General features: G+C 72.2%; 27 protein-coding genes. 14 read left to right on the top strand and 13 right to left on the bottom strand.

Annotated features, from left to right (window positions below):
• Positions 1-13: 13 nt before the first annotated feature.
• The gene (locus DLJ59_RS22845; protein ID WP_124774658.1) at positions 14-640 is read right to left on the bottom strand and encodes a GOLPH3/VPS74 family protein; all 627 of its coding nucleotides are present in this window, start codon (positions 638-640) and stop codon (positions 14-16) included.
• A 183-nt stretch (positions 641-823) separates the two neighbouring features.
• On the opposite strand from DLJ59_RS22845, the gene DLJ59_RS22850 reads away from it, so the two are divergent.
• From DLJ59_RS22850 to hrpB, 3 genes are read left to right on the top strand one after another with little or no spacing between them, the layout of a single operon-like run.
• On the top strand, positions 824-1,648 hold the full coding sequence (locus DLJ59_RS22850; RefSeq protein WP_279635773.1) for a helix-turn-helix domain-containing protein: 825 nt from the start codon (positions 824-826) through the stop codon (positions 1,646-1,648).
• A gap of 41 nt (positions 1,649-1,689) precedes the next feature.
• Positions 1,690-1,890: a DUF397 domain-containing protein gene (locus DLJ59_RS22855; protein ID WP_124774659.1), complete on the top strand. Its 201-nt coding sequence runs from the start codon at positions 1,690-1,692 to the stop codon at positions 1,888-1,890.
• Positions 1,891-1,918: 28 nt separating this feature from the next.
• Positions 1,919-4,459, top strand: a complete 2,541-nt coding sequence (hrpB, locus tag DLJ59_RS22860; RefSeq protein WP_124774660.1) for an ATP-dependent helicase HrpB — start codon at positions 1,919-1,921, stop codon at positions 4,457-4,459.
• Between the two features lie 8 nt (positions 4,460-4,467).
• Here the strand turns inward: hrpB and DLJ59_RS22865 are convergent, their stop codons facing one another.
• The gene (locus DLJ59_RS22865) at positions 4,468-5,193 is read right to left on the bottom strand and encodes a PP2C family protein-serine/threonine phosphatase (protein ID WP_124774661.1); all 726 of its coding nucleotides are present in this window, start codon (positions 5,191-5,193) and stop codon (positions 4,468-4,470) included.
• A 273-nt stretch (positions 5,194-5,466) separates the two neighbouring features.
• Between DLJ59_RS22865 and DLJ59_RS22870 the strand changes: the two genes are divergently transcribed.
• Positions 5,467-8,076 carry a glycoside hydrolase family 9 protein gene (locus DLJ59_RS22870; protein ID WP_124774662.1) on the top strand — a complete coding sequence of 870 codons (2,610 nt, stop codon included), beginning with the start codon at positions 5,467-5,469 and terminating at the stop codon, positions 8,074-8,076.
• A gap of 65 nt (positions 8,077-8,141) precedes the next feature.
• On the opposite strand, the gene DLJ59_RS22875 is transcribed toward DLJ59_RS22870, so the two are convergent.
• Positions 8,142-8,798: an HAD family hydrolase gene (locus DLJ59_RS22875; protein WP_124774663.1), complete on the bottom strand. Its 657-nt coding sequence runs from the start codon at positions 8,796-8,798 to the stop codon at positions 8,142-8,144.
• Between the two features lie 185 nt (positions 8,799-8,983).
• Here DLJ59_RS22875 and DLJ59_RS22880 point away from each other — a divergent pair, with 185 nt between their 5' ends.
• The gene (locus DLJ59_RS22880; RefSeq protein ID WP_124774664.1) at positions 8,984-9,898 is read left to right on the top strand and encodes a hypothetical protein; all 915 of its coding nucleotides are present in this window, start codon (positions 8,984-8,986) and stop codon (positions 9,896-9,898) included.
• A 136-nt stretch (positions 9,899-10,034) separates the two neighbouring features.
• Entirely contained in the window at positions 10,035-11,285 is a 1,251-nt protein-coding gene (locus tag DLJ59_RS22885; protein ID WP_124774665.1) for an HNH endonuclease signature motif containing protein, read from the top strand.
• Positions 11,286-11,512: 227 nt separating this feature from the next.
• Here the strand turns inward: DLJ59_RS22885 and DLJ59_RS22890 are convergent, their stop codons facing one another.
• The 5 genes from DLJ59_RS22890 to DLJ59_RS22910 are packed head-to-tail and all read right to left on the bottom strand — an operon-like array spanning position 11,513 to position 16,079.
• On the bottom strand, positions 11,513-11,770 hold the full coding sequence (locus DLJ59_RS22890; RefSeq protein ID WP_124774666.1) for a UBP-type zinc finger domain-containing protein: 258 nt from the start codon (positions 11,768-11,770) through the stop codon (positions 11,513-11,515).
• Positions 11,767-13,338 (bottom strand): Na+/H+ antiporter, encoded by a 1,572-nt coding sequence (locus DLJ59_RS22895; RefSeq protein ID WP_124774667.1) that lies wholly within the window; start codon positions 13,336-13,338, stop codon positions 11,767-11,769. Before DLJ59_RS22895 ends, DLJ59_RS22890 begins: the two co-directional genes overlap by 4 nt.
• Before the next feature lie 38 nt (positions 13,339-13,376).
• Positions 13,377-14,342: a TIGR03885 family FMN-dependent LLM class oxidoreductase gene (locus DLJ59_RS22900; RefSeq protein ID WP_124774668.1), complete on the bottom strand. Its 966-nt coding sequence runs from the start codon at positions 14,340-14,342 to the stop codon at positions 13,377-13,379.
• A 45-nt stretch (positions 14,343-14,387) separates the two neighbouring features.
• A complete protein-coding gene (locus DLJ59_RS22905; RefSeq protein WP_124774669.1) occupies positions 14,388-15,803 on the bottom strand; it encodes an NADP-dependent succinic semialdehyde dehydrogenase in 1,416 nt (471 codons plus the stop codon).
• Between the two features lie 12 nt (positions 15,804-15,815).
• Positions 15,816-16,079: a DUF6343 family protein gene (locus DLJ59_RS22910; protein WP_124774670.1), complete on the bottom strand. Its 264-nt coding sequence runs from the start codon at positions 16,077-16,079 to the stop codon at positions 15,816-15,818.
• 122 nt (positions 16,080-16,201) lie between these two features.
• Between DLJ59_RS22910 and DLJ59_RS22915 the strand changes: the two genes are divergently transcribed.
• On the top strand, positions 16,202-16,795 hold the full coding sequence (locus DLJ59_RS22915; RefSeq protein ID WP_124774671.1) for an antibiotic biosynthesis monooxygenase: 594 nt from the start codon (positions 16,202-16,204) through the stop codon (positions 16,793-16,795).
• A gap of 120 nt (positions 16,796-16,915) precedes the next feature.
• Complete coding sequence (locus DLJ59_RS22920; protein WP_124774672.1) at positions 16,916-17,770, top strand: GDSL-type esterase/lipase family protein; 855 nt, start codon at positions 16,916-16,918, stop codon at positions 17,768-17,770.
• A 15-nt stretch (positions 17,771-17,785) separates the two neighbouring features.
• Here DLJ59_RS22920 and DLJ59_RS22925 read toward each other — a convergent pair whose 3' ends face one another.
• The 3 genes from DLJ59_RS22925 to DLJ59_RS22930 all read right to left on the bottom strand — a co-directional run bounded on the left by DLJ59_RS22925 (position 17,786) and on the right by DLJ59_RS22930 (position 19,706).
• A complete protein-coding gene (locus DLJ59_RS22925) occupies positions 17,786-18,541 on the bottom strand; it encodes an EcsC family protein (protein WP_124774673.1) in 756 nt (251 codons plus the stop codon).
• Positions 18,542-18,590: 49 nt separating this feature from the next.
• The gene (locus DLJ59_RS36655; protein WP_167493884.1) at positions 18,591-18,737 is read right to left on the bottom strand and encodes a hypothetical protein; all 147 of its coding nucleotides are present in this window, start codon (positions 18,735-18,737) and stop codon (positions 18,591-18,593) included.
• 108 nt (positions 18,738-18,845) lie between these two features.
• Complete coding sequence (locus DLJ59_RS22930) at positions 18,846-19,706, bottom strand: peptidase M23 (RefSeq protein ID WP_124774674.1); 861 nt, start codon at positions 19,704-19,706, stop codon at positions 18,846-18,848.
• Positions 19,707-20,127: 421 nt separating this feature from the next.
• Here DLJ59_RS22930 and DLJ59_RS22935 point away from each other — a divergent pair, with 421 nt between their 5' ends.
• From DLJ59_RS22935 to DLJ59_RS22950, 4 genes are all read left to right on the top strand, one after another.
• Entirely contained in the window at positions 20,128-21,048 is a 921-nt protein-coding gene (locus DLJ59_RS22935) for a proteasome assembly chaperone family protein (protein ID WP_124774675.1), read from the top strand.
• A 37-nt stretch (positions 21,049-21,085) separates the two neighbouring features.
• Positions 21,086-21,883, top strand: coding sequence for an exodeoxyribonuclease III (locus DLJ59_RS22940; protein WP_124774676.1), 798 nt, complete (start codon positions 21,086-21,088; stop codon positions 21,881-21,883).
• 17 nt (positions 21,884-21,900) lie between these two features.
• Positions 21,901-22,218: an antibiotic biosynthesis monooxygenase family protein gene (locus tag DLJ59_RS22945; protein WP_124774677.1), complete on the top strand. Its 318-nt coding sequence runs from the start codon at positions 21,901-21,903 to the stop codon at positions 22,216-22,218.
• A gap of 224 nt (positions 22,219-22,442) precedes the next feature.
• The gene (locus DLJ59_RS22950; RefSeq protein WP_124774678.1) at positions 22,443-23,318 is read left to right on the top strand and encodes an alpha/beta fold hydrolase; all 876 of its coding nucleotides are present in this window, start codon (positions 22,443-22,445) and stop codon (positions 23,316-23,318) included.
• A gap of 42 nt (positions 23,319-23,360) precedes the next feature.
• Here DLJ59_RS22950 and DLJ59_RS22955 read toward each other — a convergent pair whose 3' ends face one another.
• On the bottom strand, positions 23,361-24,026 hold the full coding sequence (locus DLJ59_RS22955; RefSeq protein ID WP_124774679.1) for a class F sortase: 666 nt from the start codon (positions 24,024-24,026) through the stop codon (positions 23,361-23,363).
• Positions 24,027-24,198: 172 nt separating this feature from the next.
• Positions 24,199-24,846: a hypothetical protein gene (locus tag DLJ59_RS22960; protein WP_124774680.1), complete on the bottom strand. Its 648-nt coding sequence runs from the start codon at positions 24,844-24,846 to the stop codon at positions 24,199-24,201.
• A 130-nt stretch (positions 24,847-24,976) separates the two neighbouring features.
• Here DLJ59_RS22960 and trmB point away from each other — a divergent pair, with 130 nt between their 5' ends.
• Together trmB and DLJ59_RS22970 are read left to right on the top strand one after the other, a co-directional pair.
• Positions 24,977-25,684 carry a tRNA (guanosine(46)-N7)-methyltransferase TrmB gene (gene trmB / locus DLJ59_RS22965; protein WP_124774681.1) on the top strand — a complete coding sequence of 236 codons (708 nt, stop codon included), beginning with the start codon at positions 24,977-24,979 and terminating at the stop codon, positions 25,682-25,684.
• 111 nt (positions 25,685-25,795) lie between these two features.
• A partial coding sequence (locus DLJ59_RS22970) for a DEAD/DEAH box helicase (RefSeq protein ID WP_124774682.1) occupies positions 25,796-26,846 on the top strand: 1,051 nt, incomplete at its 3' end.

Below are 26,846 nucleotides of genomic sequence, written 5' to 3' on the forward strand. Positions count from 1 at the left end.
GGGTTACCGGGGGTCAGGGGATGCCGCGCAGCACGGCGGCGCCGACGGCGGCCTCGGTGTGCCCGACGAGTTCCTTGAGGGGGGCCGGCAGCGCGGGGATGAGGACGTTCAACCGGTGGTGGGCTCGAGGGCCGGCGCTCCACAGCACCTCGCGGGTCAGCCCGGCGGCCACGACCAGGCCGAGCAGCAGGGCGTCCGGGACGCCCGGCGGGTCCGGCCGGTCCAGCAGGGCCCGCAGCCGGGTGGCCGGCCAGGCCACCGCGTTGAGGTCGATCGGCAGGTAGCTGACCGTGGTACGCAGCAGCCGACGGCTCTCCTGACGGCGCAGCACCCCGGCGCGGGCCAGCCGCTCCCCCACCGAGGTCGTCGCGCTCTGCGCCAGGAAGCTCAGCCAGGTGTTGAGCTCCCGGTGCTGGGCTTCACCGATCAACTGGTCCAGCACGGTGTGCGCCAGCGCGTCGGCCGGCGGGCGCCGGTCGATGACGGTGACCTGCCCGGCCTGCACGGTGATGTGCCCATAAAGGATCAACTCGCCGAGGAGCCCGCCGGCGAGCCCGAGCCCGGTCGCCGCCGGGTGCAGTTTCGCCTTGCCACGACTGTCGTTGTGTGCGATCAGGAAGAACTCGTCGGCGATGAGCAACGGTCCTCCCGCACAGGTATGTCCACAGTGATCGCGACCGGGAAAGGATGCACCGACAGCTACTGCAATGCAACTCCCAGATTTGAAAGTTGCACTCCGTGCAGGCGCGACCTGCGGATCTTGTCGTGGCAGACTCGGACGGTGACTGCCACCCCCACCATCCGTCCCGCTGCCAGCCCGACCGTGCGGCGACGCCGTATCGCGCGGGAGCTCCGCCAACTTCGGGAACGCGCGGGCATGACCCTCGATGTGGCCGCGCGTCAGCTCGACATGTCGAAGAGCAACCTGTCCCGGATCGAGACCGCGCAGATCGGCATCAAACCGCGCGACGTCCGGGCCGCCCTCGCGCTCTACGAGGTGACCGGCTCGGACGCCGAAGCGCTGATCGAGATCGCCCGGGGCGCGCAGCAGCGGGGCTGGTGGCAGAACTACAGCGACGTGCTCCCCGAGTGGTTCGAGTTCTACGTCGGGCTGGAGGCCGAGGCGGCGGCGCTACGCACGTACGAGGCCGAGTCGGTGCCCGGGCTGCTGCAGACCGAGGCGTACGCCCGGGAGATCTTCCGGCGCACCGCCGGCGAGGACGGGCTGGAGCGCAAGGTCGCCGCCCGACTGCGCCGGCAGGAGGTGCTGCGCCGCGACGACCCGGTCGACCTGTCGGTGGTGATCAATGAGGCAGTGCTGCTGCGCCCGGTCGGCGGCGCCGCGGTGATGGCCGCCCAACTGGTCCACATGAGCCAGATCGCGCAACTACCCAACGTGACAATTCAGGTACTTCCATTCGCGGCCGGCGGACATCCGGCCATGAGCACCCCGTATGTGATCCTCAACTTCGCCGAGGCCGCCGACGCGTCCGTGGTTTACCTGGATAACCTCACGATGGGACTGGCGCTGGAGGAAGCCGATCATGTGCTCGGGTATAGCCTTCTGCACGAGGAGCTGTGCCGGATGGCGCTCGATCCGACGGCGTCGTTGACCCGTCTTGAGCAGGCTTCTCGTAACTTTGCGTGACCGCGTCTGCGGCACGCCGACGCAGACGAGAGGTACCGCGGATGACGGCGTACGACCTGACCCGAGCGGACTGGCGCACCAGCACGCGCAGCAGCGGCAACGGCAACTGCGTAGAGGTCGCGACAGTCGACGGTCAGGTCGCCGTCCGGGACAGCAAGGACCGCTCCGGGCCGGTGCTCGCCTTCGGTTCGGCGGCCTGGCGGGCCTTCGTGCTCGGCGTCGGCGAGGTCCGTCGCTCCTGACGCACCCGGGGCGGTGCGAGACTGGGCCGTGCTCTCCGACGTAACCCTCGACCTGCCGGTCCGTCCGGTCCTGCCGGCGCTGGTCGCGGCCCTCGACGCGGCCGGCGCCGGCGTGCTGGTGGCCCCACCGGGCACCGGCAAGACCACCCTCGCGCCGCTGGCCGTGGCCGACCGGGTGACCGGTCGGGTGGTGATCGCCCAACCTCGCCGGGTGGCGGCGCGGGCCGCCGCCCGGCGAATGGCCGAGCTGCTCGGCGAGCGGGTCGGTGAGCGGGTCGGCTACGCGGTACGCGGCGAACGCCGGGTCGGCCCAACCACCCGGATCGAGGTGGTCACCACCGGCCTGCTGGTCCGCCGGCTGCACCACGACCCCGAGCTGCCCGGCACGAGTGCCGTGCTGCTCGACGAGTGCCACGAACGGCAACTCGACGCCGACCTCGCCCTGGCCTTCACAGTGGAGGCGCGCGCCACCCTCCGGCCGGACCTGTGGCTGCTGGCGATGTCGGCGACCCCGGACACGGACCGGTTCGCCGCGCTGCTGGGTGGGCCCAGCCCCGCGCCGGTGGTACGGGCCGACTCGGCGTTGCATCCGGTACAGCGGATCTGGGTGCCCCCGGCGCGCCCGATCGCCCCGCCCGGGGCCGGGCCGGTGGACCGGGCCCTGCTCGACCACGTGGCCGCCACCGTCCGGCGGGCGCTGCGCGAGCACGACGGCGACGTGCTGGTCTTCCTGCCCGGGGCCGGCGAGATCGCGGCGGTCACCGGCCGACTGTCCGACCTGCGGGACGCGGTCGCGTTGTTGCCCCTGCACGGCCGGCAGCGCGGTGCCGAGCAGGACGCCGCTCTGCGTCGCGCGGACCGACGGCGGGTGGTGCTGGCCACCGCGTTGGCCGAGACCAGTCTGACCGTCCCGGGCGTGCGGATCGTGGTGGACGCCGGGCTCTCCCGGGTGCCCCGGATCGATTTGGCCCGTGGGCTGGGCGCGCTGGTCACCGTGCCGGTCTCCCGGGCCGCCGCCACCCAACGGGCCGGCCGGGCCGGCCGGGAGGCCCCCGGGTACGTCTACCGCTGCTGGTCGGCGGCGACCCATGAGCGGCTGCCCGCCCGCGCCGAGCCGGAGATCGCCACCGCCGACCTGACCGGTTTCGCGCTGGAGCTGGCCGCCTGGGGCGCACCGGACGGTGTCGGGCTCGCGTTGCCCGACGCGCCGCCGGCCGCCGCGATGACGGTGGCCCGGGACACCCTGGAGACCCTGGGCGCTGTCGACACCGACGGTCGGATCACGCCACGGGGGCGGTCGATCGCCGCCGCCGGGGCGCATCCGCGGCTGGCCCGGGCGCTGCTCGACGGGGCCGGCCGGGTCGGCTCCGACCGGGCCGCCGAGGTGGTCGCCCTGCTCGCCGAGGAGAGCGCGGCCGGCCCCGGTGACGATCTGGTCGCCGGTTGGCGTCGGTTGCGCACCGGCGTCGACGCGGGCGCGACGGCCCGCTGGCGCACCGAGGTACGCCGGCTGCGCGCCGCGCTGCCGAACGGCGCCCCGGCGAAGGGCCGCGCCGATGCCGGCGGCCACCCCGGCTCGGGTGGGCTGAGCGACGATCTCGCCGCCGGGCTGCTCGTCGGCCTGGCGTACCCGGAACGGTTGGCCCGGGTGCGGCGGCCGGGCGGTTCGGCGTACCTGATGACCGGCGGGACCGCCGCGGAGCTGGCGGCCGGCTCGGGGCTGGCCGGGTCCGACTGGCTGGCGGTGGCGGTCGCGGACCGCACCCCCGGCGCGCCGTCGGCCCGCATCCGCCGGGCCTGTCCGGTGGACGAGGCGACGGCCCGGGAGGCGGCCGGCCCGTTGCTGCGCACGGGCCGCGAGGTCGGCTGGTTCGACGGGGACGTGGTGGCCCGGGAGGTGACCCGGCTGGGCGCGATCGAGCTGGTCCAGCGGCGGCTGGACCGGCCGGACCGGGCGGAGGTGGCGGCCGCGTTGCTGACCGGCCTGCGTCAGGACGGGCTGGGGCTGCTGCCCTGGACTCCAGCGGCGCGGGCGCTGCGCGAGCGGCTCGCGTTCCTGCGGCACCACCTGGGTGATCCGTGGCCGGAGGTCGGCGACGACTCGCTGCTCGACGCCGCGCCGACCTGGCTGGGCCCGGAGTTGGCCGCCGCGCGACGCCGGGCCGACCTGGGGCGGGTGGACGTGTCGTCGGCGCTGCGTCGGCTGCTGCCCTGGGCGCAGGCCGCCCGCCTCGACGAGCTGGCCCCGGAGCGGGTCGAGGTGCCGAGTGGCTCTCGGATCCGGCTGGACTACCGCGACCCGACCGCGCCGGTGCTCGCGGTGAAGCTCCAGGAGACGTTCGGCTGGCCGGCGGCCCCGCGTATCGCCGGCGGTCGGGTGCCGGTGCTCCTGCACCTGCTCTCCCCCGCCGGCCGGCCGGTGGCGGTCACCGCCGACCTGGCGTCGTTCTGGCGTACCGGCTACCCGCAGGTCCGTTCCGAGCTGCGCGGGCGCTACCCCCGGCACCCGTGGCCGGAGGACCCGGGAACGGCGACACCCACCCGCCACGCCACGCCACGTCGGCGCTGAGCGCCGGCCTACTCCTCGACGACATCGGCCACCACGACTGTGACGTTGTCCGGCGCGCCGGCGTGCAGGGCCAGGTCGATCAGCTTGCCGGCGCAGGCGTCCCGATCCGGATAGCCGCTGAGCACCTCGGTGAGGGTGTCCGGGCGGACCACGTTGGAGAGGCCGTCGCTGCACAGCAGCCACCGGTCGCCGTCGCGGGGCACCATGGTCGCGTACGACGGGGAGACCTCCTCGCCCTGCAACGCCTGGGTGACCACGGCGCGGCGCGGATGGCTGCTGGCCTGCTCCGCGGTGATCACGCCCTGATCCACCAGCATCTGGACGAACGTGTCGTCCCGGGTGACCTGCTTGAGCACGCCCTCGCGGAACAGGTAGGCCCGGGAGTCGCCGACGTGCGCGAGGGCCAGGCAGCTGCCGGTACGGGCGAAGAGCAGGGCGGTCAGCGTGGTGCCCATGCCCTGGCGCTCGGGATCCTCGGCGACCGCCTGTCGGATCCGGGAGGTGGCCAAGGCGATGCCGCCCTCGAGCGCGGCCACCAGGGCGTCCTCGGGTGTCTCCACGTCCAGCGGGGCGACAGCGTCGATGGTGAGGGCGCTGGCCAGGTCGCCGGCGGCCATCCCGCCCATGCCGTCGGCGACGGCGACGAGCCAGGTGCCGGCGTGCAGGGCGTCCTGGTTTCCGCTGCGGATCAGCCCACGGTCGCTCGTTCCCACGGAACGCAGCTTCAGGGTCATGGGAGGCAGCCTGCCAGGCGAAGGGCGCAGTTGTCTCTAGGAGATCAGGACGACGGCGTGTGGCGCGGCGAATCTCACGTCCGGGCGGCGGCGCGTCGGGGGGCACCCGCCGGGCTGACCGCCCTCGTCGCACACCGAAACCCATCCAACCAGATCAATTGACATGGCGTACCGACGCTGGAAACATCGAGCCGACAACTGGGAGCGCTCCCAGAATTTCCCGCATCACCGTGCCACCACCACGTCCCACTTCCCGTCCCGGAAGGACTCCCCGTGACGTCATCCCGACGCCGCCTCCTGTTGGCTGCGGCGACCACTCTGGCCCTCACCGGCGCGGGCGCCGGCGCGGCCCACGCCGACCCACCACCGGACGCTCCCGAGCAGATCGACAACGGCGACTTCAGCGCCGGCGTGAGCCCCTGGTTCTCCTTCGGCACCGGCCCGCTGGCGGTCACCGACGGCCGGCTCTGCACCACCGTCGCGGGCGGACTCGCCAACCCGTGGGACGCCGGCATCGGCCAGGACGGCGTACCGCTGATCGCCGGTGCCGAATACACCCTCGGCTTCGCGGTCTCCGCCACTCCCGGCGCCGCGGTCAAGGCCGTGTTGCAGCTCGGCAGCGCCCCCTACACCACGTACGCGGCCGTGGACGCCACCGCCACCGGCACCGCCCAGCGGGTCGAGCAGACCTTCACCGTCCCGGACGACAACCCCAACGCCCAACTGATCTTCCAGGTCGGCGGTGCCGCCGAGGCGCAGACCATCTGCCTGGACGACGTCTCGCTGCGCGGCGGCGAGCCGCCCGAGCCGTACGTGCCGGACACCGGGCCACGGGTGCGCGTCAACCAGGTCGGCTACCTTCCGGGCGGCCCGAAGAACGCCACCGTCGTCACCGAGTCCACCGAGCCGCTGCCCTGGCAGCTTCGCAGCGCCGCCGGCACCGTCGTGGCCAGCGGCACCACCGCCGCGCGCGGTGTCGACGACGCCTCCGGGCAGAACGTGCACACCGTCGACTTCTCCAGCTACCGCACCCCCGGCGCCGGGCTCACGCTCACCGTGGACGGCGAGACCAGCCATCCGTTCGACATCTCCGGCGCCCTCTACGATCAGCTGCGCTCCGACTCGCTGCAGTTCTTCTACGCCCAGCGCAGCGGCATCGCCATCGACGGCGACCTGATCGGTGACGAGTACGCCCGACCCGCCGGGCACCTCGGCGTCGCACCCAACCAGGGCGACACCAATGTGCCCTGCCAGCCGGGCGTCTGCGACTACTCCCTCGACGTGCGCGGCGGCTGGTATGACGCCGGCGACCACGGCAAGTACGTGGTCAACGGTGGCATCGCCACCTACCAGCTGTTGAACACCTTCGAGCGGACCAAGACGGCGGCCACCGCCGACGGCGGCGCGGCGCTGGGCGACAGCACCCTGCGGGTGCCCGAGCGCGGCAACAGCGTACCGGACATCCTCGACGAGGCCCGCTGGGAGCTGGAGTTCCTGCTGCGCATGCAGGTGCCCGCCGGCAAGCCGCTCGCTGGCATGGTCCACCACAAGATCCACGATCAGAACTGGACCGGGCTGCCGCTCGCCCCGCAGGACGACCCGCAGCCGCGTGAGCTGCACCCACCGTCGACCGCGGCCACCCTCAACCTTGCCGCCACCGCCGCACAGTGCGCCCGGCTCTTCGCCCCCTACGACGCGGCGTTCGCGACCCGCTGCGGCACCGCCGCGAAGACGGCCTACACCGCCGCCAAGGCCCACCCAGCGGTGTACGCCAGCCCGACCGACGGCACCGGTGGCGGCGCGTACGACGACAGCAACGTCACCGACGAGTTCTACTGGGCGGCGGCCGAGCTGTACCTGAGCACCGGGGCGCAGAACTACCTGGCCGACCTGACCGCCTCGCCGCACCACACCGGGAACGTGTTCGACGCACGGGGCTTCGGCTGGCAGAGCGTCGCCGCGCTGGGCCGCCTCGACCTGGCGACCGTGCCGAACGGGCTGCCCGCCGCCGACCTGGCCCGGGTCCGTACCTCGGTCACCGCCGCCGCGGACACCTACCTCGCCGAGCTGCGCCGCCAGGCGTACGGGCTGCCGATGCCCGGTGACGCCAACAGCTACTTCTGGGGTGGCAACAGCAACGTCATCAACAACGCCGTCGTGCTGGCCACCGCGTTCGACCTGACCCGCAACGCCGCCTACCGCGACGGTGCCGTGCAGGCGATGGACTACATCCTCGGCCGCAACGCCCTGAACATCTCCTACGTCACCGGCTGGGGCGAGCACGCCGCGCAGAACCAGCACAGCCGGATCTTCGGCCACCAGCTCAACCCGAGCATGCCCCGACCGCCAGCCGGCTCAATCGCCGGTGGCCCGAACGCGGCCCTCCAGGACCCGTTCGTGGCGCAGTTGCTGGCCGGTTGCGAGCCGATGTTCTGCTACGTCGACGACATCAACTCGTACTCGACGAACGAGGTGGCGATCAACTGGAACTCGGCGCTGGCCTGGATCTCCTCCTTCCTGGCCGACCAGGGTGACGCCGGCGCGGTGCCGGCCACCACCTGCTCGGTGGCGTACACCAACTACGGCACCTGGCAGGGCGGCACCGGTTTCACCGGCCAGCTCACCATCCGCAACACCGGTACCACTGCCGTCAACGGGTGGAACGTGCGGTTCGCGTTCACCGGCGACCAGCGGGTCCGCGAGGCGTGGTTGGCGAAGGTCACCCAGTCCGGCGCGACGGTGACCGCGCGCAACGAGTCGCACAACGCCAAGATCGCGCCCGGCGGCTCAGTGATGTTCGGCTTCAACGCGACCACAGGCGGCGGCGCGAACCCGAGCCCCGGCCTGGTCACCGTCAACGGCGCAGCCTGCTCGCTGACCTGATCCCCGTCCTGGTGGCCGCCAGGGGAAGGCGGCCACCAGGACGGCACGAGCACGCGGTCGGCGGGTCAACCGCCGGCCGCGTTGTGCTTCGCGACCAGGCTCGGAAGCTCGTCCAGCGAGTCGATCCGGAACAGGCACCGCTCGGCCACGGCGGCGGGGTCGAGGATGTGCCCCCACGGGCCCCGTCGGATCAGGCACGTCTTCATGCCGGCCTCCAGGGCCGGACGCACGTCGTTGTCGGGACGGTCGCCGACGTACAGGATCGACGACGCGACCCCACCACCCGCGGCGACGACCCGCTCGAAGAACGCCGGCGACGGCTTCGCCACGCCCCACCCGTGCGACGTGCCGATCACGTCCACAGGGAGGCCGAGATCGCGCAGGGTCGCCTCGGCATGAGCCGGCTGGTTGCCGGCCAGCCCCACGAACAGGCCCTGGTCCTTCAAGGACTTCAGGCACCCACGCGCATCCGCGTACAGGTCCTCCTCGGCGAACGACTCCGGCTGGCCAGCGGCCTCCCGACGGGCCAGCTCCGTGGTGAGATCGAAGTCTGGCCGAAAGACCCGGAACGCCTCCTGGTAGTCCAAACCCCGGGCGATCACCGCACCGAAGACCGCCGAGAACGTGTGCCGGGGCACGCCCAGCCAGTCGGCCCAGTCGGCGAACTCGTGGGATTCGTCGAGAATGGTCCCACCAACATCGAAGAAGACAGTGTCAATCATGGACGCCCCCGTCGCTGTCGCTGCCTTGGTCGCTGTCGCTGCCTTGGTTGCTGGAGCTTAGGTGGGTCTGCCGGCAGGCGGCGTCCCTCTCGGAGCCGCGCTGTCGAGCTGAGGACGTGAGCGAGCCACCGCAGAGGCAGCAAAACCGGTGGAGTGGCAGTGCGGTGTGGGCCATCGTGAGGCTCATGGATGGCGACGATCTGACCGCTGCGGAGCATCGGGTGTGGGCGGCGATGCCGGCAGGGACGCGGACCGCGCTGGCCGGGCTGTCCGGGGCAGACCTGCGCAGTCTGCTGTTGAGCGTGGCCCGCGACCGGGCGGCGACCGCGCGCCCGTCCGAGGTGGTACGCCGCTGGCGCGAGGACCGCTTCGTCCGTCCGGCCCGCGCCGACCCGCGCCTGCTGGCTCGGGTCGAGGCCCGGATGTGGCAACTGCTGCCCGCCGACGTCGACGGGGTGGAGCTGTCGCCGGTCGTACCGGTCGGCGCCTGTTCGGCGGTCGCACCGGTCAGCCAGAACAGGATCGTCACCACGATGCGCGCCAGCGAGGTGTTGAGCGATCCCACCAACGCCCTCGCCATCGAGGCGGCGGTGCGTCGCCGTCGACAGAGCGAGGTGCACCTCGCCGCCGCCCATCGGGTGCTGCGGGCACAGGATTTCGGCAGCGACGCGTCGGCGCACTTCCGGCTCTTCGCCCTGGTGTCCAGCGCCCGGGACACCGGCTCGGGCGGCACCGAGGCCCGGCTGCTGATCCGACACCTCACCTACTGGCGGGCCGTCCTCGCCGAGTTGGCGCCGACCGCCGAGCCTCAACTGCGCCTCACGACCTTCGACGACCAGGTCGTCCGGGAGCGGCTGACCAACACCGTACGACCGGCACTCGACGGGGGTGTGGTGCCGCTCCTGGACGAACCGGAGCGCACGCGCGGTCGCGGCTACTACACGGGGTGCGCCCTGCGGATCACCCTCCTTGGCGGAAGCCTGGAGATCGGCGACGGTGGCCTCACCGACTGGACCGCACGACTGGGCGGCGACGCCAAGGAACGCTGCCTCATCTCCTGCCTCGCCACGGAACGTCTCGTCGACGGCATCAGCCGCTGAACCGGGCGCGGCGAGAGCCCAGAAAGCAAAGCCTGGAGTTCGCCGACTCTCGCCCGCTCATCACCGCCCGGCGCAGCCGCCCCCGGCGTACCGCCTCAGCCCCAATAATGTCGTACACATGTTCTAGTCTCTGACTGTGATCGATGCGTTGGAGCAGGCAGAGGCTGCGGTTGCGGCCTGCTCCAACCTGGCAGTCTGGGCTGCCGACGAGCGCGATCTCGTGGCGGCGTTGGATGCGGCGCACCGCACCGAGCAACGCCTGGCTGCGGTCAAGCTGACCCTCGTGCGCGAGTTGGACGGTCGAGGCACAGCGACCGTCCAGGGCGCGTCCTCGACGGCGGTGTGGCTGCGGGACCGGTTACGGGTCGGGGTCGGCGCCGCTCGACGTTTGGTCAAGCTGGCCGCGACCTTCGACGCCGCCCCCACCGGAGTTCGTGACGCGTTGGCCGCTGGAACAGTCGACGTGGAGCAGGTGCGTGTCATCGCCGACACCGTCCAGACCGCGCACACCACCGCCGGCGCCCAAGCCGCCGACAAAGCCGTCGGCGTCCTCGTCGGTTGGGCGGCGCAGTTCGACGCCGCCCTCCTACGGAAGCTCGGCACCCGAATTCTCGACCATGTCGCCCCCGATGTCGCCGACGCCGCAGCAGAGGCCGCGCTGCGAGCGCAAGAGTCACGTGCCGTCCGAGACCGACACGTCACGGTCAGCGAGCAACCCGACGGCCGACTACGCCTCACCGGCATCCTCGACACCGAAGCCGCCGCACTCCTGCGCGCTGCCATCGACCCGCTCACCGCGCCCACCGGCCCCGACGACACCCGCACGCCAGGGCAACGCCGCCACGACGCAGTCGCGGACGTGTGCCGGCTCGCGCTGCGCACCGGCGAGTTGCCCGAGAACGGCGGCGATCCGACCCAGATCGTCGTCACCACCGGCTATGACGGGTTGACCCGGCAGTTGGGCAGCGGCGCTCTCGACTTCGGCCAGCAGCTCACCCCGGAGACGGTCCGTCGCCTCGCCTGCGACGCGGCGATCCTGCCCGCCATCCTCGGCGGCGCCGGTCAGACGCTCGACGTGGGCCGGCAACGCCGCCTCATCACCGGCCCGCTACGCCGTGCCCTGGTGCTACGCGACCGAGGCTGCGCGTTCCCCGGCTGTGACCGCCCGCCGCGCTGGTGCGACGCCCACCACATCCGGCACTGGGCCGACGGCGGCGGCACCAGCCTCGACAACGCCGTGCTGCTCTGCGGCCACCACCACCGACATATCCACCGCGGCGACTGGTCGGTTCGGCTCGGCGGCGACGGCCACCCCGAGTTCGTGCCACCCGTCTGGCTCGATCCCGCCCAACTGCCCCGCCGCAACCAGTACCACCGGCGGACGTGAACGCCGCGCCAACCCCAATCCCCGACCAACGGCCAACGGCCAACGGCCAACGGCCAACGGCCAACGGCCCAGCGTTCCAGCACGGCCCGAGGGCCAACAGCAGCTTGGGCCGGTTCATCAACGCCCGGCGTCGGGCAGCCGGGTCACCAGCTTGTGCAGCACCGAGCAGCGGTCAGCACGGCCCGAGGGCCAGCACCGGCCAGCGGTCAGCGGTCAGCGGTCAGCGGTCAGCCGATCTCCTCGTCGATGAAGCACCAGCGCCAGGCTTCGCCCGGCTGCGCCGAACGCATCACCGGGTGGCCGGTGGACGCGAAGTGTTTGCTCGCATGCTGGTTGGGCGACGAGTCACAGCAGCCGACCTGCCCGCAGCTGAGGCAGGTGCGCAGGTGCACCCAGTAGGTGTCGCCGCTGGCGACGCAGTCCGCGCACTCGTCGGGGGTGCGCGGTTCGGCGGCACCGGCCTCGGTCAGGTGCTGACAGCTCACTTCTCAACCTCTCGCAGCAACGATTCTTCCAGGTCCAGGTCACGATAGGCCCGCACCAACACCTCTTCAGGGATCCGACCGGAGTCCCGGGCGGCCCGGAACACAGTCCGCTCGACGTCGATCATCTCCTGTCGCAGCCGACCGTACGCCTGCGACGGGGTCTCCCGCTCGTCGCCGCCGAGTCGTTCCCACGCCATGTTGGTGCGGTCCTCCACCGCTCGGCGCAGCCGGGCCACCACCGGGTCCGGGGCGGTGTCGGCCAACTCGTCCAGGCGGTCCTGGGCGGCCCTGCTGGCCTGCTGCTGCACCCCGGCCGCGGAGAGCGCGTCCTGCACCGGGTCGTCCTGCGGCAGCTTCAACCGCCGGGCGACCAGCGGCAGGGTGGCGCCCTGGCCGACCAGGGTGAAAACGATCACGGCGAAGGCCAGCCAGATGAACAACGCCCTGGGGTACGGCTCGTCGCCGGCCAGGGTCAGCGGCAGCGCGAGCGCGGCGGCCAGGGTCACCACGCCCCGCATGCCGGCCCAGCCGATGATGATCGGGACCTTCGGTGACGGCCGGGCGTCACGGCGGCGGACCCGGGGGACCAACCGAGCCAGGTAGGTGGCCGGGAAGAGCCAGATGAACCGGGTCAGGAAGACGGTGGCGAGCACCGCGAGGGTGATCAGGGTGAGTGAGCCGATCGGCTCGTCGAGTTCGCGCAGCACGTCGCGCAGTTGGAGCCCGACCAGCAGGAAGACCAGGCCCTCCAGCAGGAAACGGACCAGTCGCCAGAACGCGCCGATCTGCAACCGGGACGCCGCCGACAGCAGCTGGGGCAGTTTGTGCCCGAGCACCAGCCCGGTGACGACCACCGCGACCACACCGGAGGCGTGCAGGTGTTCGGCGGTGAACACCACAGCGAAGGGGATGATCAGCGACAGCGCGTTGTCCAGCAGCGGGTCGGTGATCCGCCGGTGCAGGAAGCCGAACACCAGCGCCCCGAGCGCCCCGATCAGGATGCCGCCGCCGGTGGCCCGCAGCACCTCGACGGCGACTTCGGTGGTGCCGACGGCCGAGCCGATGGTGGCCATCGTCGCGACCCGCAGCAGCACCAGCGCGGTCGCGTCGTTGACCAGGCTCTCGCCCTCCAGGATGGTGACGACCCGGCGGGGCAGCCCGACCCGACGGGCGACGGCCGTGGCGGCCACGGCGTCGGGTGGGGCGACCACCGCGCCGAGGGCCAGGCAGATCGCGAAGGGCAGCTGCGGCAACAGCAGGTGCAGCACCAACCCGACAACGAACGCGGTGAACAGCACCAGGCCGACCGCGAGCAGCAGGATCGGCCGGATGTTGTTCTTGAACGCGGGCACCGAGGTTTCGAGCGCGGCCACGTAGAGCAGCGGCGGCAGGATGCCGATCAGCACCAACTCCGGTTCGAGGTGCACCTGCGGGAAACCCGGTACGAACGAGAGCGCCAGACCGAGCACGACCAGCACGATCGGCGCGAGCAGGCCGAGCCGGCGGGCCAGCGCGGCACCCAGGGTGGCGATCGCCAGGAAGACGACGACCGGAAACAGGCTTTCCATGGGGTACGAGCCTAGGGGTCCGTCGGTTGAGCCCTCGATCAGCCGGCCGGGCGCAGCTTCGGCAGCACCTCGGCGCCGAACGCGTCGATGAAGCCGCGCTGCTGCTGCCCGACGTGGTGCAGGGCGATCTGGTCGAAGCCGAGCTGTAGGTACTCCTCCAGCCAGCCGACGTGCCGGCCCAGGTCCGCGGAGACGTTCACCACTTCGGCGACCCGCTGCGCCGGCACATCGGCCGAGACCGTGTCGAAGTGTTCGACGGTCTCCAGGTCCCAGCAGACCGGTGGGGCGAAGACGTTGCTGCGCCACTGGTCGTACGCGATCGCCTCGGCCTGTGCCTGCTCCGGCGCCCAGGAGACGTGCACCTGGAGGTGCAGCGGCCCCCGGCCGCCCGCGTCCCGGTACGCGTCGATCATCTCGCGCAGGTGCGGCACCGGCGCGTTCACGGTGATCAGCCCGTCCGCCCATTCGGCGCACCAGCGCGCGGTGGCCACGCTGACGGCGGCGCCGACCAGCCCGGGTGGCTGCTCGGGGCGGGTCCACAGTCGGGCGCGATCCACCCGGACCAGGCCGTCGTGGCTGACCTCCTCGCCGGCCAGCAGGGCGCGGATCACGTCCACGCACTCGCGTAGCCGGGCGGCGCGCACGTCCTTGCGCGGCCACGGGTCGCCGGTGATGTGCTCGTTGCTGGCCTCGCCGGTGCCCAGGGCCGCCCAGAACCGGCCCGGGTACATCGCGCCGAGGGTGCCGATCGCCTGCGCGATGATCGCCGGGTGGTATCGCTGACCAGGGGCGTTGACCACGCCGAACGGCATGCCGGTGGCCTGCAACGCCGAGCCCAGCCAGGACCAGGCGAAGCCGGACTCGCCCTGCCGGGCGCTCCACGGGGAGAAGTGGTCGGAGCACATGGCGGCGTCGAAGCCGGCCCGCTCGGCGTGGATCACCGCCTCCAACAGGGCGCGCGGACCGATCTGCTCATGCGAGGCGTGGAACCCGAACGACGTCATGGGCACACCTCCTACCCACGACGACGCCGGCTGACGCGTCCCGAACTATTCGGCGTGCGCGCCGGCGCCGGCCGAGGCGGCGCCCTCGCCGACCCAGACCGTCTTGGTGTTGCAGAACTCCCGCATGCCCAGGGCCGACAACTCCCGCCCGTAACCGGAGTTCTTCACACCGCCGAACGGCAACTCCGGGTAGGAGGTGGTCATCCCGTTGATGAAGACGTTGCCGGCGTCCAGGTCGGTGGCGAAGCGCTCCTGCTCGGCCTGGTCCCGGGTCCAGGCGTTCGAGCCGAGCCCGAAGCTGGTGCCGTTGGCGACCTCGATGGCCTCCTCGTACGACGAGACCCGGAACAGGCCGGCGACCGGGCCGAAGACCTCCTCGGACCACATCCGCATCTGCGGGGTGAGGTCGGTGACCACGGTCGGCGGGTAGAACCAGCCGTCGCCGCTCGGCGGCTCGCCCCCGCAGAGCACTGTCGCGCCGTTGTCCACCGCGTCGCGTACCTGGGCGTGCACCTCGTCGCGGCCACGCTCGCTGGCCAGCGGCCCGACGTCGGTGTTCGGGTCCATCGGGTCGCCGACGCGCAGCGCGGCCATGTTGGCGGCGAACTTCTCGGCGAAGGCGTCGAACACGTCGGTGTGCACGATGAACCGCTTCGCGGCGATGCAGGACTGGCCGTTGTTCTGGCAGCGGGCGGTGGTGGCCACCTCGGCGGCCCGGTCCACGTTGGCCGAGGGCATCACCACGAAGGGGTCGCTGCCGCCGAGTTCGAGGACTGTCTTCTTCAGTTCCCGCCCGGCGATCTGCGCGATGGACCGGCCGGCGGGTTCGCTGCCGGTGAGCGTCGCGGCGCGCACCCGGGGGTCGCTGAGGATGCGGTCGACGGCCGCCGAGTCGACAAGCACTGTGGTGAAGGCCCCTTCGGGGAAGCCGGCTCGCCGGAACACGTCTTCCAGCAGCAGCGCGGTCTGCGGCACGTTCGAGGCGTGCTTGAGCAGGCCGGTGTTGCCGGCCATCAGCGCCGGCGCGGCGAAGCGCATCACCTGCCAGAGCGGGAAGTTCCACGGCATCACGGCGAGCACCACGCCGATCGGCTGGTAGCGGATGAACGCCCGGGTCGCCTTCACGGCGGCGGCGTCGGCCGGCTCGTCGGCGAGGAACGCGGGGGCCTGGTCGGCGTAGAAGCGGGCGGCCGTGGCGCACTTGGTGACCTCGGCCTGCGCGGAGACGTACGTCTTGCCCATCTCGGTGGTCATGATCCGGGCGATCTCGTCGCGTTCGGCGTCCAGCAGGTCGGCGGCGGCGTTCATCCACTGGGCGCGCTGGTTGACGGTTGTCTCCCGCAGCTGCTGGAACGCGAGGTCGGTGCGCTCGATGGCGTCGTCGAGTTGCTCGGTGGACATCGCCTCGTAGGTCTTGAGCACCTGTCCGGTGGCGGGGTTGGTGGTGGCGATGTGGGGCATCTCGTCCTCCTGTCACTCGAACAACGAGTGTCGTACGCCCGGCTCCTCGCGGCGGCGGGCGGCGCGGCGGCGCTGGATCACGACCAGGTCGATCACGGCGACCACGGCGAAGATCGCGCAGAGTACGCCGAGCCAGGCGATGCCGGCCCAGAACGCCAGCACCGCGAAGATCACCATGATCACCAGTCCGAAGCTGGCGAGGGTGAGGCGGAGGTTCAGCGCGCTGTTCGCGTGGCCGACCGTGCCGCGGGCTCGCCGGGGCTGCGATCTCGTCATACCCACCGATCTACCCCCGATCGGCCGGGTTAACCGGTACTGCGCGCTTGCCCACCCGGCCGCCTCGGTGTGCTCCGGCACATCCGTTCGCGCCACGGCCCCGGCGACCGCAGGATGGGCCCATGTCAATGACCCTCGCCGTGCCGGTGACCGTCTCCATCGCCCGCCGCGTCGACCCCGGCCGGGCCAGCGAGATGGTGGCCTGGATGCGGGCCGGCACCGCGCTGGCCGAGGCGTTTCCCGGGTTCCTCGGCGCCGGCTGGGTGCAGAGCGGCCCCGGTTCGCCGCAGTGGCACATGCTGTACCGCTTCGCCGACGCCGAGACGCTGCGCCGGTGGGAGGAGTCACCGCAGCGGGGCTGGTGGCTCAGCTCGGCGCAGGGCATCGTCGAGCACACCCGGGTGGAGCGGCGTACCGGGATCGAGGGTTGGTTCGACCCGCCGCTGGAGCACTCGGTGGAGCCGGTGGAGCCGGTCCCGCCCGCGTCGCCGCCCCGCTGGAAGCAGGCGGTGACCATCTGGCTGGCGTTCTTCCCGCTGAGTCTGACCGCCACAGTGCTGACGAGCCGCTTCCTCGACGCGGTGCCGCTGGCGGCCCGGGTGCTGCTGATGACGCTCTGCCTGACGCCGCTGATGACCTATCTGGTGCTGCCCCGGATCACCCGGGCGTTGCACTGGTGGCTGCACGGCCAACGGGCACCCTGGCGGGACGCATAGCACCTCGACGGCGCTGGCGTCGGCACTCTGCCGCATACCCGACAGCAACTTCCCGGCAAACCGCATCCTGCGCATAGAGTTACCGCGCTGTCGCTCTGTGCTGCGGGAACGGGAGACGTCATGCCTCGACGCTGGGTTGCCGCCCTGGCCTGTCTCGCGGCGCTGGTCGCGCTGGCCTGCGAGGGCGGCAACACCGCGACACCCCGCCCCACCACGAGCGCCCCGCCGTCGAGCGGGCCCGGCGGCATCGCCGCCCTCGGCGACTCGATCAGCACCGGCTTCGCGTCCTGCCTGGTGCTCACCTCCTGCGAGCGCAACTCCTGGTCGACCGGCGACGGGCTGCGGGTGCAGAGCCACTACCGGCGGCTGCTCGAACAGCATCCGGCGATCCGCGACCGGAGGTACAACCACGCCCGTCCCGGCGCCCGCGCGGACGCCCTCGTCGGTCAGGCCCAGGCGGCGGTACGCGACCGCGCCGACTACGTCACGGTGCTGATCGGCGCCAACGACGTCTGCCGGGGCGGAGTCGACGCGATGACGCCGGTGGCGCAGTTCCGGGCCAACGTCGACCGGGGGCTGCGGGTCCTGCGGACCGGCCGGCCGAAGGCCCGGGTGCTGGTGGTGAGCATCCCCGACCTGTACCGGCTCTGGGAGGTCGGGCACGAGGACACCCGGGCGACCCGGGCGTGGCGGCGAGGCGGCATCTGCCCGGCCCTGCTGGCCGAGGCGACCTCGACCGCGCCCGCCGACCGTGCCCGCCGGGCCGCCGTCCGGGACCGGATCGACGCGTACAACGCCGAGTTGAAGGCGGCCTGCCGGGCGTACGGGTCACGGTGCCGGCACGACGGCGGCGCGTTGCACAAGGTCCGGTTCACCTTGGATCTGCTCAACCCGCTGGACTGGTTCCACCCCAACGCCACCGGCCAGGGCCGCATCGCCGAGGTGACCTGGCGCTCCTCCGGCCTGGCCAACTGACGAGGAGGCGGGCCGTCAGGGCTGCCGCGGTGTCGGGGCGGCGCTGCCGCGGGAGCGGTAGAGGGCCCGGGAACGTTGGGCGAGGTCCTTTGTGGCCGAGGAGTTGGCCCAGGTGCCGAGCACGATGGCCGCACCGGGGACGACTTTGGCAACCATCCGCTTCGCGGCCCGGACGCCAGCCATCTGGGCCAGCCGGATGCCGAGTTGGAGCATGACCCGACCGAGCGGACGCTGACCGCCCAGGCCGAAGAGCGCGTCGGCGCGTTCCCGGCCGGCGGCCACACCGAGCGCCAGCCGGGCGCTTTCGGCGACCTTGTGCACCCGCTGGAGCACCAGCAGGTCGGTGGCTCGATCGTGGTGCAGGGGGTCGACGTCGTACGCGGCGGCGATGTGCAGCACCATCCGCGCCTGGGTCCAGGCCAGCACGCCCACGTCGATCACGGCACCGGGCAGCCCGGCCGCGCCGGAGACCGCGCCGGAGAGCCGGGCCAGGTTGACGAACTTGCGGGCCGCCTGATCGGCGAGGGCATCGGCGGAAACCCCAGGTTGCTCGGCCCGGGCCCGGCCGGCCCACTGCACGGCTTCCGGCCCGAGGCGGCGCACCGCCTCCAGGGCAAGGTGCTCCGGCGCGTACTGCGGGTCGTCACGCATCCGGTCCCAGAGGCGGGCCGGCGGCCCCTCGGGGGCGTCCACCGGCCCGGCCGGCAGGTGGACGGAGGGCTGCGGAGTCGGGGCGGCGGGCTGACCGCCGGCTGGCGGGGTGTCGGTCACCGGGTCTCCCCAGGGGTGAGAACGGTGGACAGGGCGGCCGATGGAGCGGTCAGCGTCGGCGGTTGGACAGCCTCGCCGCCAACCCCTTCAGCTTCTGCTGGTTGCCCGGCTTGGCCATCTCGCGACGACCTCGCTCGACCAACTGCTGCCCCTTCGGCGATCTCAGGAACATGGTGATCCGCTGCATCAGTGACATGGCGTCCTCCTGTCGACGATCCCGTAGTCATGTTTGTACCCCGTACCCGCAACACATGTACCCGGGATGCCACAGCCTCAACCCTGACCGTCCATAGTGGGCGGTAGGTTACCGCCCCGCCGGCAGGATGGCGTCAACGACCCGGGTGGCCCGCCACTCGTGCTGCTGGTAGTGCTCGGGGTACGCGGAGACCTGCACCGCCTGAGCGGCGTCGGTGAGTCGCATCCGCTCCCAGCCGGGCACCTGCTCCAGCGCGCTGAGGAACTGCCGGGTGGCGAACTCGGGGTCCATCAGCCGTCCCACCGGACCCCAGCCGCTGCTGGAGCGCTGCTGGAACAACCCGACCGAGTCGTGGTCCCACCCGACGCCCTGGTGCGGATAGTCCTGCGACTCGGGCAGCACGCCGCTGGCCACGTTGTAGAGGTTGCTCTCCTGCATGGCGGTGGCCACCGCGATCACCAGACCCCGGCGCGGCACCCCCATCTTGCGACCGGTGCGGACGATCGCCTCGGCGTTCTCCATCTGGTCGTCGTCCAGCCCGGCGACGGGCGCCGGGTCGGTCGGGCGAGCCGGTGCGACCTTGCGGGCCGGCGCGGTCGTGTCCGGGTCGGCGGGGCTCGCCGCGACGGACGGAACGGCCGCAGGGCCGCTCGCGGCAGCCGTGCGGTCGAGGGCACGGGAGGCGCGCTGCTGCTCGGCGCGCTGTGCCAGCTCGGCGCTGGTGGGCGGTGCACCCCGGGTCGCCGCGTCGGCGTCCTCGTTGCGAACCTGGACGACGGTGGTCAGACCGAGGCAACACACCACACCGGTGGCCAGCGCCAACTGCGCCCGACGTCGACCGGTCAGGTCCCGGGCGTACGCCCGGAGCCGACTCGCGGCGCTTGTCCGTTCGGTTGAGGTGCCATCCTCCGTATCGGCGGTGGGGCTGCTCGGGGCGTACGGGTCGTCGAGGGTGCCGTCGTCACGCATCAACCGAGGCTAGGCAGGCCGAAACCCCGATCACGCACGGTGATCACGTGGCGCTCGACACAGATCGGACCCACACTGGTGGACGACCTGGGCGGGTCGACGCGCCCGGGGAACGTACCTCGCGTACCGGATGAAGCGGGCGGCCCACGCGGACCGGCAGGGCCGCACACACCCCGGGACATCCGGCCGACGAGCCTGACATGATCGACAAACTCGGCCTTTGGGCCGAACCACCCCTCCACCGATCGGCCAAGAGGCTGGACCTGGTGGAGTAAACAGACGATTGGTCCGGTCATGCCCCACCACCCGGCCAACGGATCGCCCGGCGCAGGAATGCGCCACGATGGCGGGTACGTTGCCCGAACGGGTGCCCTCCGCAGCGAGCGCGCCCCGCAGGCACATTTCAGGGAGGTCCGCACCGGTGCTCGACCCACACGAGCTCTACCAGCTCACCGACGATCTGCCCGACCTCGGGCAGCCGGTCCTGATCCAGGCCCTCACCGGGTTCGTGGACGCCGGAAACGCCAGCCGACTGGCGCGTGAGCAGCTACTCACCTCGCTGGAGGGTCGGCCGATCGCCACCTTCGACGTCGACCAGCTCTTCGACTACCGATCGCGACGACCGGTGATGACCTTCGTCGAGGACCACTGGGAGAGCGTCGACGCGCCCAAGCTGGAGCTGCACCTGCTGCGCGACGACGACGAGACCCCGTTCCTGCTGCTCACCGGCCCCGAGCCGGACCTGCAGTGGGAGCGTTTCGTGGCCGCCGTCGCCGGGCTCGCCGCCCGGCTGGACGTGCGGCTCACCGTGGGGCTCAACTCGATCCCGATGGCGGTCCCGCACACCCGGCCGACCGGGGTGACCGCGCACGCCACCCGCCCCGAGCTGATCGGCGGCTACGAGCCCTGGCTGCAACGCGTCCAGGTGCCCGGCAGCGTCGGTCACCTGCTGGAGTTCCGCCTCGGCGAGCAGGGCCGCGACGCGCTGGGCTTCGCCGCCCACGTGCCGCACTACGTGGCGCAGACCGAGTACCCGGCCGCCGCCGAGGTGCTGCTCACCTCGGTGTCGCGCAGCACCGGGCTGCTGCTGCCCGGCGACGGGCTGCGCTCGGCCGCCGAGGTGGTCCGGGTCGAGATCGACCGGCAGGTCGCGCAGACCGAGGACGCCGCCGCCCTGGTCCAGGCCCTGGAGGAGCAGTACGACGCGTTCGCCCGGGGGCGGGGCGAGAAGAGCCTGCTCGCCCCGGACGCCGGCCCGCTGCCCACGGCCGACGAACTCGGCGCGGAACTGGAACGGTTCCTGGCCGAACAGACCCGTCCCGGCGACACCCCGGGCAGCTGACCCGGCGTCGCGACGGCGAATGCGGCAGGCTGGGGGCATGCGCCTGGCGACCTGGAACGTGAACTCGGTGAAGGCCCGCCTACCCCGGCTGCTGGAGTGGCTGGCCGACACCGGGCCGGACGTCGTCTGCCTGCAGGAGACCAAATGCCCGGACGGTGCCTTCCCGGCGACCGAGGTGGGCGAGTTGGGCTACACCGTGGCCAGCCACAGCGACGGCCGGTGGAACGGGGTGGCCATCCTGTCCCGGGTCGGGCTGGGCGACGTCCGGGTGGGGTTCGCCGGTGAGCCCGGCTTCCCCGAACCGGAGGCCCGGGCCATCTCCGCCACCTGCGACGGGGTGCGGGTCTGGTCGGTGTACGTGCCCAACGGCCGGACGCCGGACGACCCGCACTACGCGTACAAGTTGGCCTGGTTCGCGGCGCTGCGAGACGCGCTGGACGCCGAACTGGCCAGCGCTCTGCCACTGGCCGTGTGCGGCGACTTCAACGTCGCCCCGACCGACGCCGACGTCTGGGACCCGGCCGTCTTCACCCACTCCACCCACGTCACCCCGGCCGAGCGGGCGGCTCTCGCGGCGTTGCGCGACCTGGGCCTCAGCGACGTGGTGCCAACCCCGATGAAGGGCCCGCACCCCTTCACCTACTGGGACTACCGGGCCGGCATGTTCCACCAGAACAAGGGCATGAGAATCGACCTGGTGTACGCGTCCGCGCCGTTCGCTCGAGCGGTCCGCTCCGCGTACGTGGACCGCGAGGCCCGCAAGGGCAAGGGCCCCTCCGACCACGCGCCGATCGTCGTCGACGCGGACCTGATCCCGGCGGTCGAGACGTTCTGAGTGGCTAGGGTGGGCAGATGGCAGTCGTGAAGATCAACGCAATCGAGGTCCCGCCCGGCGGCGGCGCGGAGTTGGAGAAGCGGTTCGCCGCACGGGCCGGAACGGTGGAGACCTCCCCCGGTTTCCTCGGCTTCGAACTGCTCCGCCCGGTGGCCGGCGAGACCCGCTACTTCGTCTACACGAAGTGGGAGAGCGAAGAAGCCTTCCAGGCGTGGGCCGCCGGCCCGTCGCGTGCCGCGCACGCCACCGCCCCCGGCGACACGCCACGTCCCCCGGTCTCCACCGGTGCCAGCCTGCTGGAGTTCGAGGTGGCCCTGCACGTCCCCCAGCCCTGACCGCCCGCCCTGCTTGATCCACTCCGGTTCGCCGAAATCGGGGTGTCCGAGGCCCTGGGACACCCCGATTTCAAGGATCCCGGGTCGCACCGCTTCTGGCCGCGACCGGACTTTTCTGTTGATAGCGTCGAATTGGCCCGAGCGGTAGCCGGCCACCAGTCGCCCAGTCCGCCGGCGCAGGCCGGTCGCACCGGGCGGTCCCAGGAAGGCGCGGGAGTCCGGCCATGTTCGACGGCTTCGAGGAGTTCGACATCGACACGCCCGGCGCGACCATCCACGGACGCCGCGGCGGAAGCGGTCCGCCCGTTCTGCTGCTGCACGGCATCCCGGAGACGCATCTCATGTGGCACCGGGTCGCGCCACGGCTCGCTGAGCACTTCACCGTCGTCGCCACCGACCTGCGCGGTTGGGGTGACAGCGGTAAACCGCCCAGCACCGCGGATCACGAGCCGTACAGCATGCGGGCCATCGCCCGCGACCAGGTCGCGGTGATGCGGAGTCTGGGCCACGAGCGGTTCCGACTCGTGGGCCACGATCGTGGGGCCCGCTGCGCGTACCGTCTCGCGCTGGACGAACCGGACGCCGTCACCCGGCTGGCCGTGCTGGACGTGGTGCCCATCGGCGACGTCTACAACCGCGCCGACAAGGCGTTCAGCCTCTCCTACTGGGTCTGGTCGTTCCTGGCGGCGCCGGCGCCGGTGCCTGAGCAGTTCATCGAGGCGGCACCTGCGGTGCTGGTCGACTTCATGCTCGACACCTGGCCCGAGGTGAAGGACGCGTTCCCGGCCGAGGTACGGGCGGCGTACGTCAAGCAGTTCAGCGACCGCGCCACGGTGCACGCGATCTGCGAGGAGTTCCGCGCTGCCGCGACGCTGGACTACCAGCAGGACGAGGCCGATCGAGGAAATCGGAAGATCTCCTGTCCGGTGCTGTTCCTGTGGAGTCAACGCGGCCAGGTCGCGAAGCTCTACGACGACCCGCTCACGATCTGGCGGGAGTGGGCTGACGACGTGCGTGGCGAGCCCGTGCCGGTGGGGCACTTCATCCCGGAAGAGGCACCCGAGCAGACCGCGCGTCAACTCCTCGACTTCCTGGTCTGACGCCGGGTCGACCTGCGGACGCCGAGGCCGCCCCGACCGCGGTCAGGGCTTGCGGGACGACTGAAGGGTGGCGAAGGCGATGACGTTGTCGGCGTAGCCGGTGCGGCCCCCGATGAACTGCCCGCCGCAGGTGATCAACCGCAGCCCGGGTGGGCCGTCGTGGCCGTAGATCCGTTCGGCGGGTAGCTGATCCTTCGGGAAGTGCTCCACGGTGTCGACCCGGAACACCACCACCGACTCGTCCGCCCGGGCCACCTCGATCAGGTCGCCGGGGTGCAGCTTGCCCAGGTCGTAGAAGACCGACGGGCCGGTCTTCGTGTCCACGTGCCCGACGATCACCGCCGGGCCCGGCTCGCCGGGGGTGGGCCCACGGTCGTACCAACCGGTCTCGTTGTGCTTCTCCAACGGCGGTACGGCGATCGAGCCGTCGCGCGCCTGCCCGACGGGTGCCACCGGCGCGGCCACCTTGATCGCCGGGACGCTGAGGCGCACCGGGCGACTGGCCGACAACCCGACCGACTCGCTGCGGGCCGGGCGGTCGCCGCCGGCCGGGGCGAAATCGAGTGGGCCCACCGAACGGCCCAGCCCCGCCCCGGTGGCGAAGACCCCGGCCAGCACCAGCACCACGGCCAACGGCACGGACCAGGGGCTGCGGCCGGTCGGACGACTACGCCGTGGTGCGACGGCGGTCGGCGGACGCGCCGCCACCGGCGGGCGCTCGGGGTCCGGCGGACGCTGGGAAGCCGTCGGACGGTCAGAGCCCGGCCAGCCGTCGTCCACCGGCGGTCGCGCGTCATCGGGGGGTGAAGCCGGACGACCGGCGAACGGCTGGCGCGAACCGGCCGGCGGTGGGGTGGGACGGAAGATCTCCATGGCGGCCTCAGCGACGCGCGGCGGCTCGGGGACGACGCAGCGCCACCACGGCGAGGACCAGCCCGGCGATGGTCAGTGCCGCGCCGCCGGGCAGCAGCAACTTGCCGGTCATCCCGCTGGCGCTCCCGCCGAAGCCGGTCGCCGGACCTCGGCTGGGCTGGACGGGGATCTTCTTGACCACCTGGAGCATGGTTGAGGCGGTCTCGCCGTCGCGGCACTCCAGCTTGACCCGGTAGTTGCCGGGGCGGGTGCGCTCGCGCACCATTGGCGCGGCGGTGAGCACCCCTCGCTGCGGCTGCACGCCCACCGCCCCGAAGGCATCGGAGACCACCGTGGCGCCCACCGAGTTGTCCCGACAACTGGCCCGGATGCCGACCAGGTAACCGGGCTGCACCGTGCTGGGGCTCACCTCGACGAAGATGTCCACCGGCGACGACGGTTGCGGCGCGCCACCGGGTGGCCCACCGGGCTGCGGCGCGACCGCGACGGCGGCAACGGGCTCGAACACGGCAGGAGCGGCGGCGGCACGCTCAGGCACGGCCGGGGCGGCGGCAACGCGCTCGGGTGCCGCGAGGGCGGGCGCGGCGGCCAACAGAGGGCTGGCGAACACGGCCACCAGCGACAGGGTCACGACGCCGCGGGTCAGTGCCACGATGCCCCCTTCCGACGCCGTGCGGCCGGGTCGGGCAGTGGAGCACCCGACCTGCCGTACCAGTTGGATCCTCTCATTTCCGGTCGCACATCACATCCGATCGGCCGACGGCGTCGCGTAGGCTCGGGTCGCTGTGACCGCCACCGACCATGCCCCCGCTGTCCCGCCCGCGAGCCGGACGATCCGCACGTTCCACCCCCGACGGGGTCGGATGAGCGAGCGGCAGACCGACGCGCTGAGCCGGCTCTGGCCCGCGTACGGCCTGGATGTGCCGGACGGGCCCGTCGTGCCCGTCGACCTGGCCGACCTGTTCGGTCGTCGGGCACCCGTCGTGCTGGAGATCGGCTCGGGCATGGGCGACAGCACCGCCGCGATGGCTGCTGCCGACCCGGATCGAGATTATCTGGCGGTGGAGGTGCACACGCCGGGAATCGCCAACCTGCTCGACCTGGTGCAGCGCGCTGGCCTGCGCAACGTACGGGTGGCACAGGGCGACGCGTTGTCCCTGGTCAGCGGTCTTCCCGAGGGCGTGTTGGACGCCGTGCACGTCTTCTTCCCGGACCCGTGGCCGAAGACGCGCCACCACAAGCGGCGGATCATCCAGCCGACGCACGTGGCGCTGCTGCGGTCCCGGCTGCGCTCCGGCGGCGTGCTGCACTGCGCGACGGACTGGGCCGAGTACGCCGAGGCGATGCGGGAGACGCTGGAGGCGGACCCGGAGCTGGTGGACGCGTACGGCGGCTTCGCGCCGCGTCCGGCACACCGCCCGGTGACGAAGTTCGAGCGGCGGGCGATCACGGCCGGTCGGCCGGTCGCCGACCTGTTGTACCGCCGACGGTGACCGGCGAAACGCCCGAACCGCAACGCGGCGGCGTGTTCGGGACGCCCGGACGGGGGTCCGGCGCAGACCGGGTGGCGTAGCGGGGCATGATCCAGGCACCATGGACGGGATATGACGCTCACCGCCGCGCTGCCGACAAGCGCCGACCCCGACACCCTCTTCGACGCGTTCGCCGGCTGGGCGAAGGAGCGCGGCCTCGACCTCTACCCCCATCAGGAAGAGGCGGTCATCGAGATCGTCTCCGGCGCCAACCTGATCATGAACACGCCCACCGGCTCGGGTAAGAGCCTGGTGGCGATCGCCGCGCACTTCGCGGCCCTCGCCGACAGCCGGACGACCTTCTACACCGCGCCGATCAAGGCGTTGGTGTCGGAGAAGTTCTTCGCCCTCTGCGAGGTCTTCGGCGCCGAGAACGTCGGGATGCTCACCGGCGACGCCAGCGTCAACGCCGACGCCCCGATCATCTGCTGTACCGCGGAGATCCTGGCCAACCTGGCGCTGCGCGAGGGCACGAAGGCCGACGTCGGCCAGGTGATCATGGACGAGTTCCACTTCTACGCCGAGCCCGACCGGGGCTGGGCGTGGCAGGTGCCGATCATCGAGCTGCCGCAGGCCCAGTTCATCCTGATGTCCGCCACCCTGGGGGACACCACCCGCTTCGTCGACGACCTGACCCGGCGCACCGGGCGGCCGACCGCCGTCGTGCGCTCGGCGGAGCGGCCGGTCCCGCTGATCTTCTCGTACGCGATGACGCCGCTGCACGAGACACTTGAGGAACTGCTGGAGACCAAGCAGGCCCCGGTGTACGTGGTGCACTTCACCCAAGCCGCCGCGCTGGAACGCGCCCAGGCGCTGACCAGCGTCAACGTCTGCACCCGCGCCGAGAAGGACATGATCGCCGAGGCGATCGGTGGTTTCCGGTTCACCGCCGGCTTCGGCAAGACACTCTCCCGGCTGGTTCGGCACGGCATCGGGGTGCACCACGCCGGCATGCTGCCCAAGTACCGCCGCCTGGTGGAGACCCTCGCCCAGGCCGGCCTGCTCAAGGTCATCTGCGGCACCGACACCCTCGGCGTCGGCATCAACGTGCCGATCCGCACCGTGCTCTTCACCGGCCTGTCCAAGTACGACGGGGTGCGTACCCGGCTGCTCAAGAACCGCG

Origin of the sequence: Micromonospora inaquosa, assembly GCF_003857055.1 — a bacterium.
GTDB lineage: Bacteria > Actinomycetota > Actinomycetes > Mycobacteriales > Micromonosporaceae > Micromonospora > Micromonospora inaquosa.

What these genes read in the sequence shown, in the direction of transcription:
- DLJ59_RS22855 (WP_124774659.1), top strand. Translation starts at nt 1,690, where the DNA reads ATGACGGCGTACGACCTGACCCGAGCGGACTGGCGCACCAGCACGCGC.
- DLJ59_RS22865 (WP_124774661.1), bottom strand. Translation starts at nt 5,193, where the DNA reads ATGACCCTGAAGCTGCGTTCCGTGGGAACGAGCGACCGTGGGCTGATC.
- DLJ59_RS22875 (WP_124774663.1), bottom strand. Translation starts at nt 8,798, where the DNA reads ATGATTGACACTGTCTTCTTCGATGTTGGTGGGACCATTCTCGACGAA.
- DLJ59_RS22880 (WP_124774664.1), top strand. Translation starts at nt 8,984, where the DNA reads ATGGATGGCGACGATCTGACCGCTGCGGAGCATCGGGTGTGGGCGGCG.
- DLJ59_RS22895 (WP_124774667.1), bottom strand. Translation starts at nt 13,338, where the DNA reads ATGGAAAGCCTGTTTCCGGTCGTCGTCTTCCTGGCGATCGCCACCCTG.
- DLJ59_RS22900 (WP_124774668.1), bottom strand. Translation starts at nt 14,342, where the DNA reads ATGACGTCGTTCGGGTTCCACGCCTCGCATGAGCAGATCGGTCCGCGC.
- DLJ59_RS22905 (WP_124774669.1), bottom strand. Translation starts at nt 15,803, where the DNA reads ATGCCCCACATCGCCACCACCAACCCCGCCACCGGACAGGTGCTCAAG.
- DLJ59_RS22910 (WP_124774670.1), bottom strand. Translation starts at nt 16,079, where the DNA reads ATGACGAGATCGCAGCCCCGGCGAGCCCGCGGCACGGTCGGCCACGCG.
- DLJ59_RS22915 (WP_124774671.1), top strand. Translation starts at nt 16,202, where the DNA reads ATGTCAATGACCCTCGCCGTGCCGGTGACCGTCTCCATCGCCCGCCGC.
- DLJ59_RS22920 (WP_124774672.1), top strand. Translation starts at nt 16,916, where the DNA reads ATGCCTCGACGCTGGGTTGCCGCCCTGGCCTGTCTCGCGGCGCTGGTC.
- DLJ59_RS36655 (WP_167493884.1), bottom strand. Translation starts at nt 18,737, where the DNA reads ATGTCACTGATGCAGCGGATCACCATGTTCCTGAGATCGCCGAAGGGG.
- DLJ59_RS22930 (WP_124774674.1), bottom strand. Translation starts at nt 19,706, where the DNA reads ATGCGTGACGACGGCACCCTCGACGACCCGTACGCCCCGAGCAGCCCC.
- DLJ59_RS22940 (WP_124774676.1), top strand. Translation starts at nt 21,086, where the DNA reads ATGCGCCTGGCGACCTGGAACGTGAACTCGGTGAAGGCCCGCCTACCC.
- DLJ59_RS22945 (WP_124774677.1), top strand. Translation starts at nt 21,901, where the DNA reads ATGGCAGTCGTGAAGATCAACGCAATCGAGGTCCCGCCCGGCGGCGGC.
- DLJ59_RS22950 (WP_124774678.1), top strand. Translation starts at nt 22,443, where the DNA reads ATGTTCGACGGCTTCGAGGAGTTCGACATCGACACGCCCGGCGCGACC.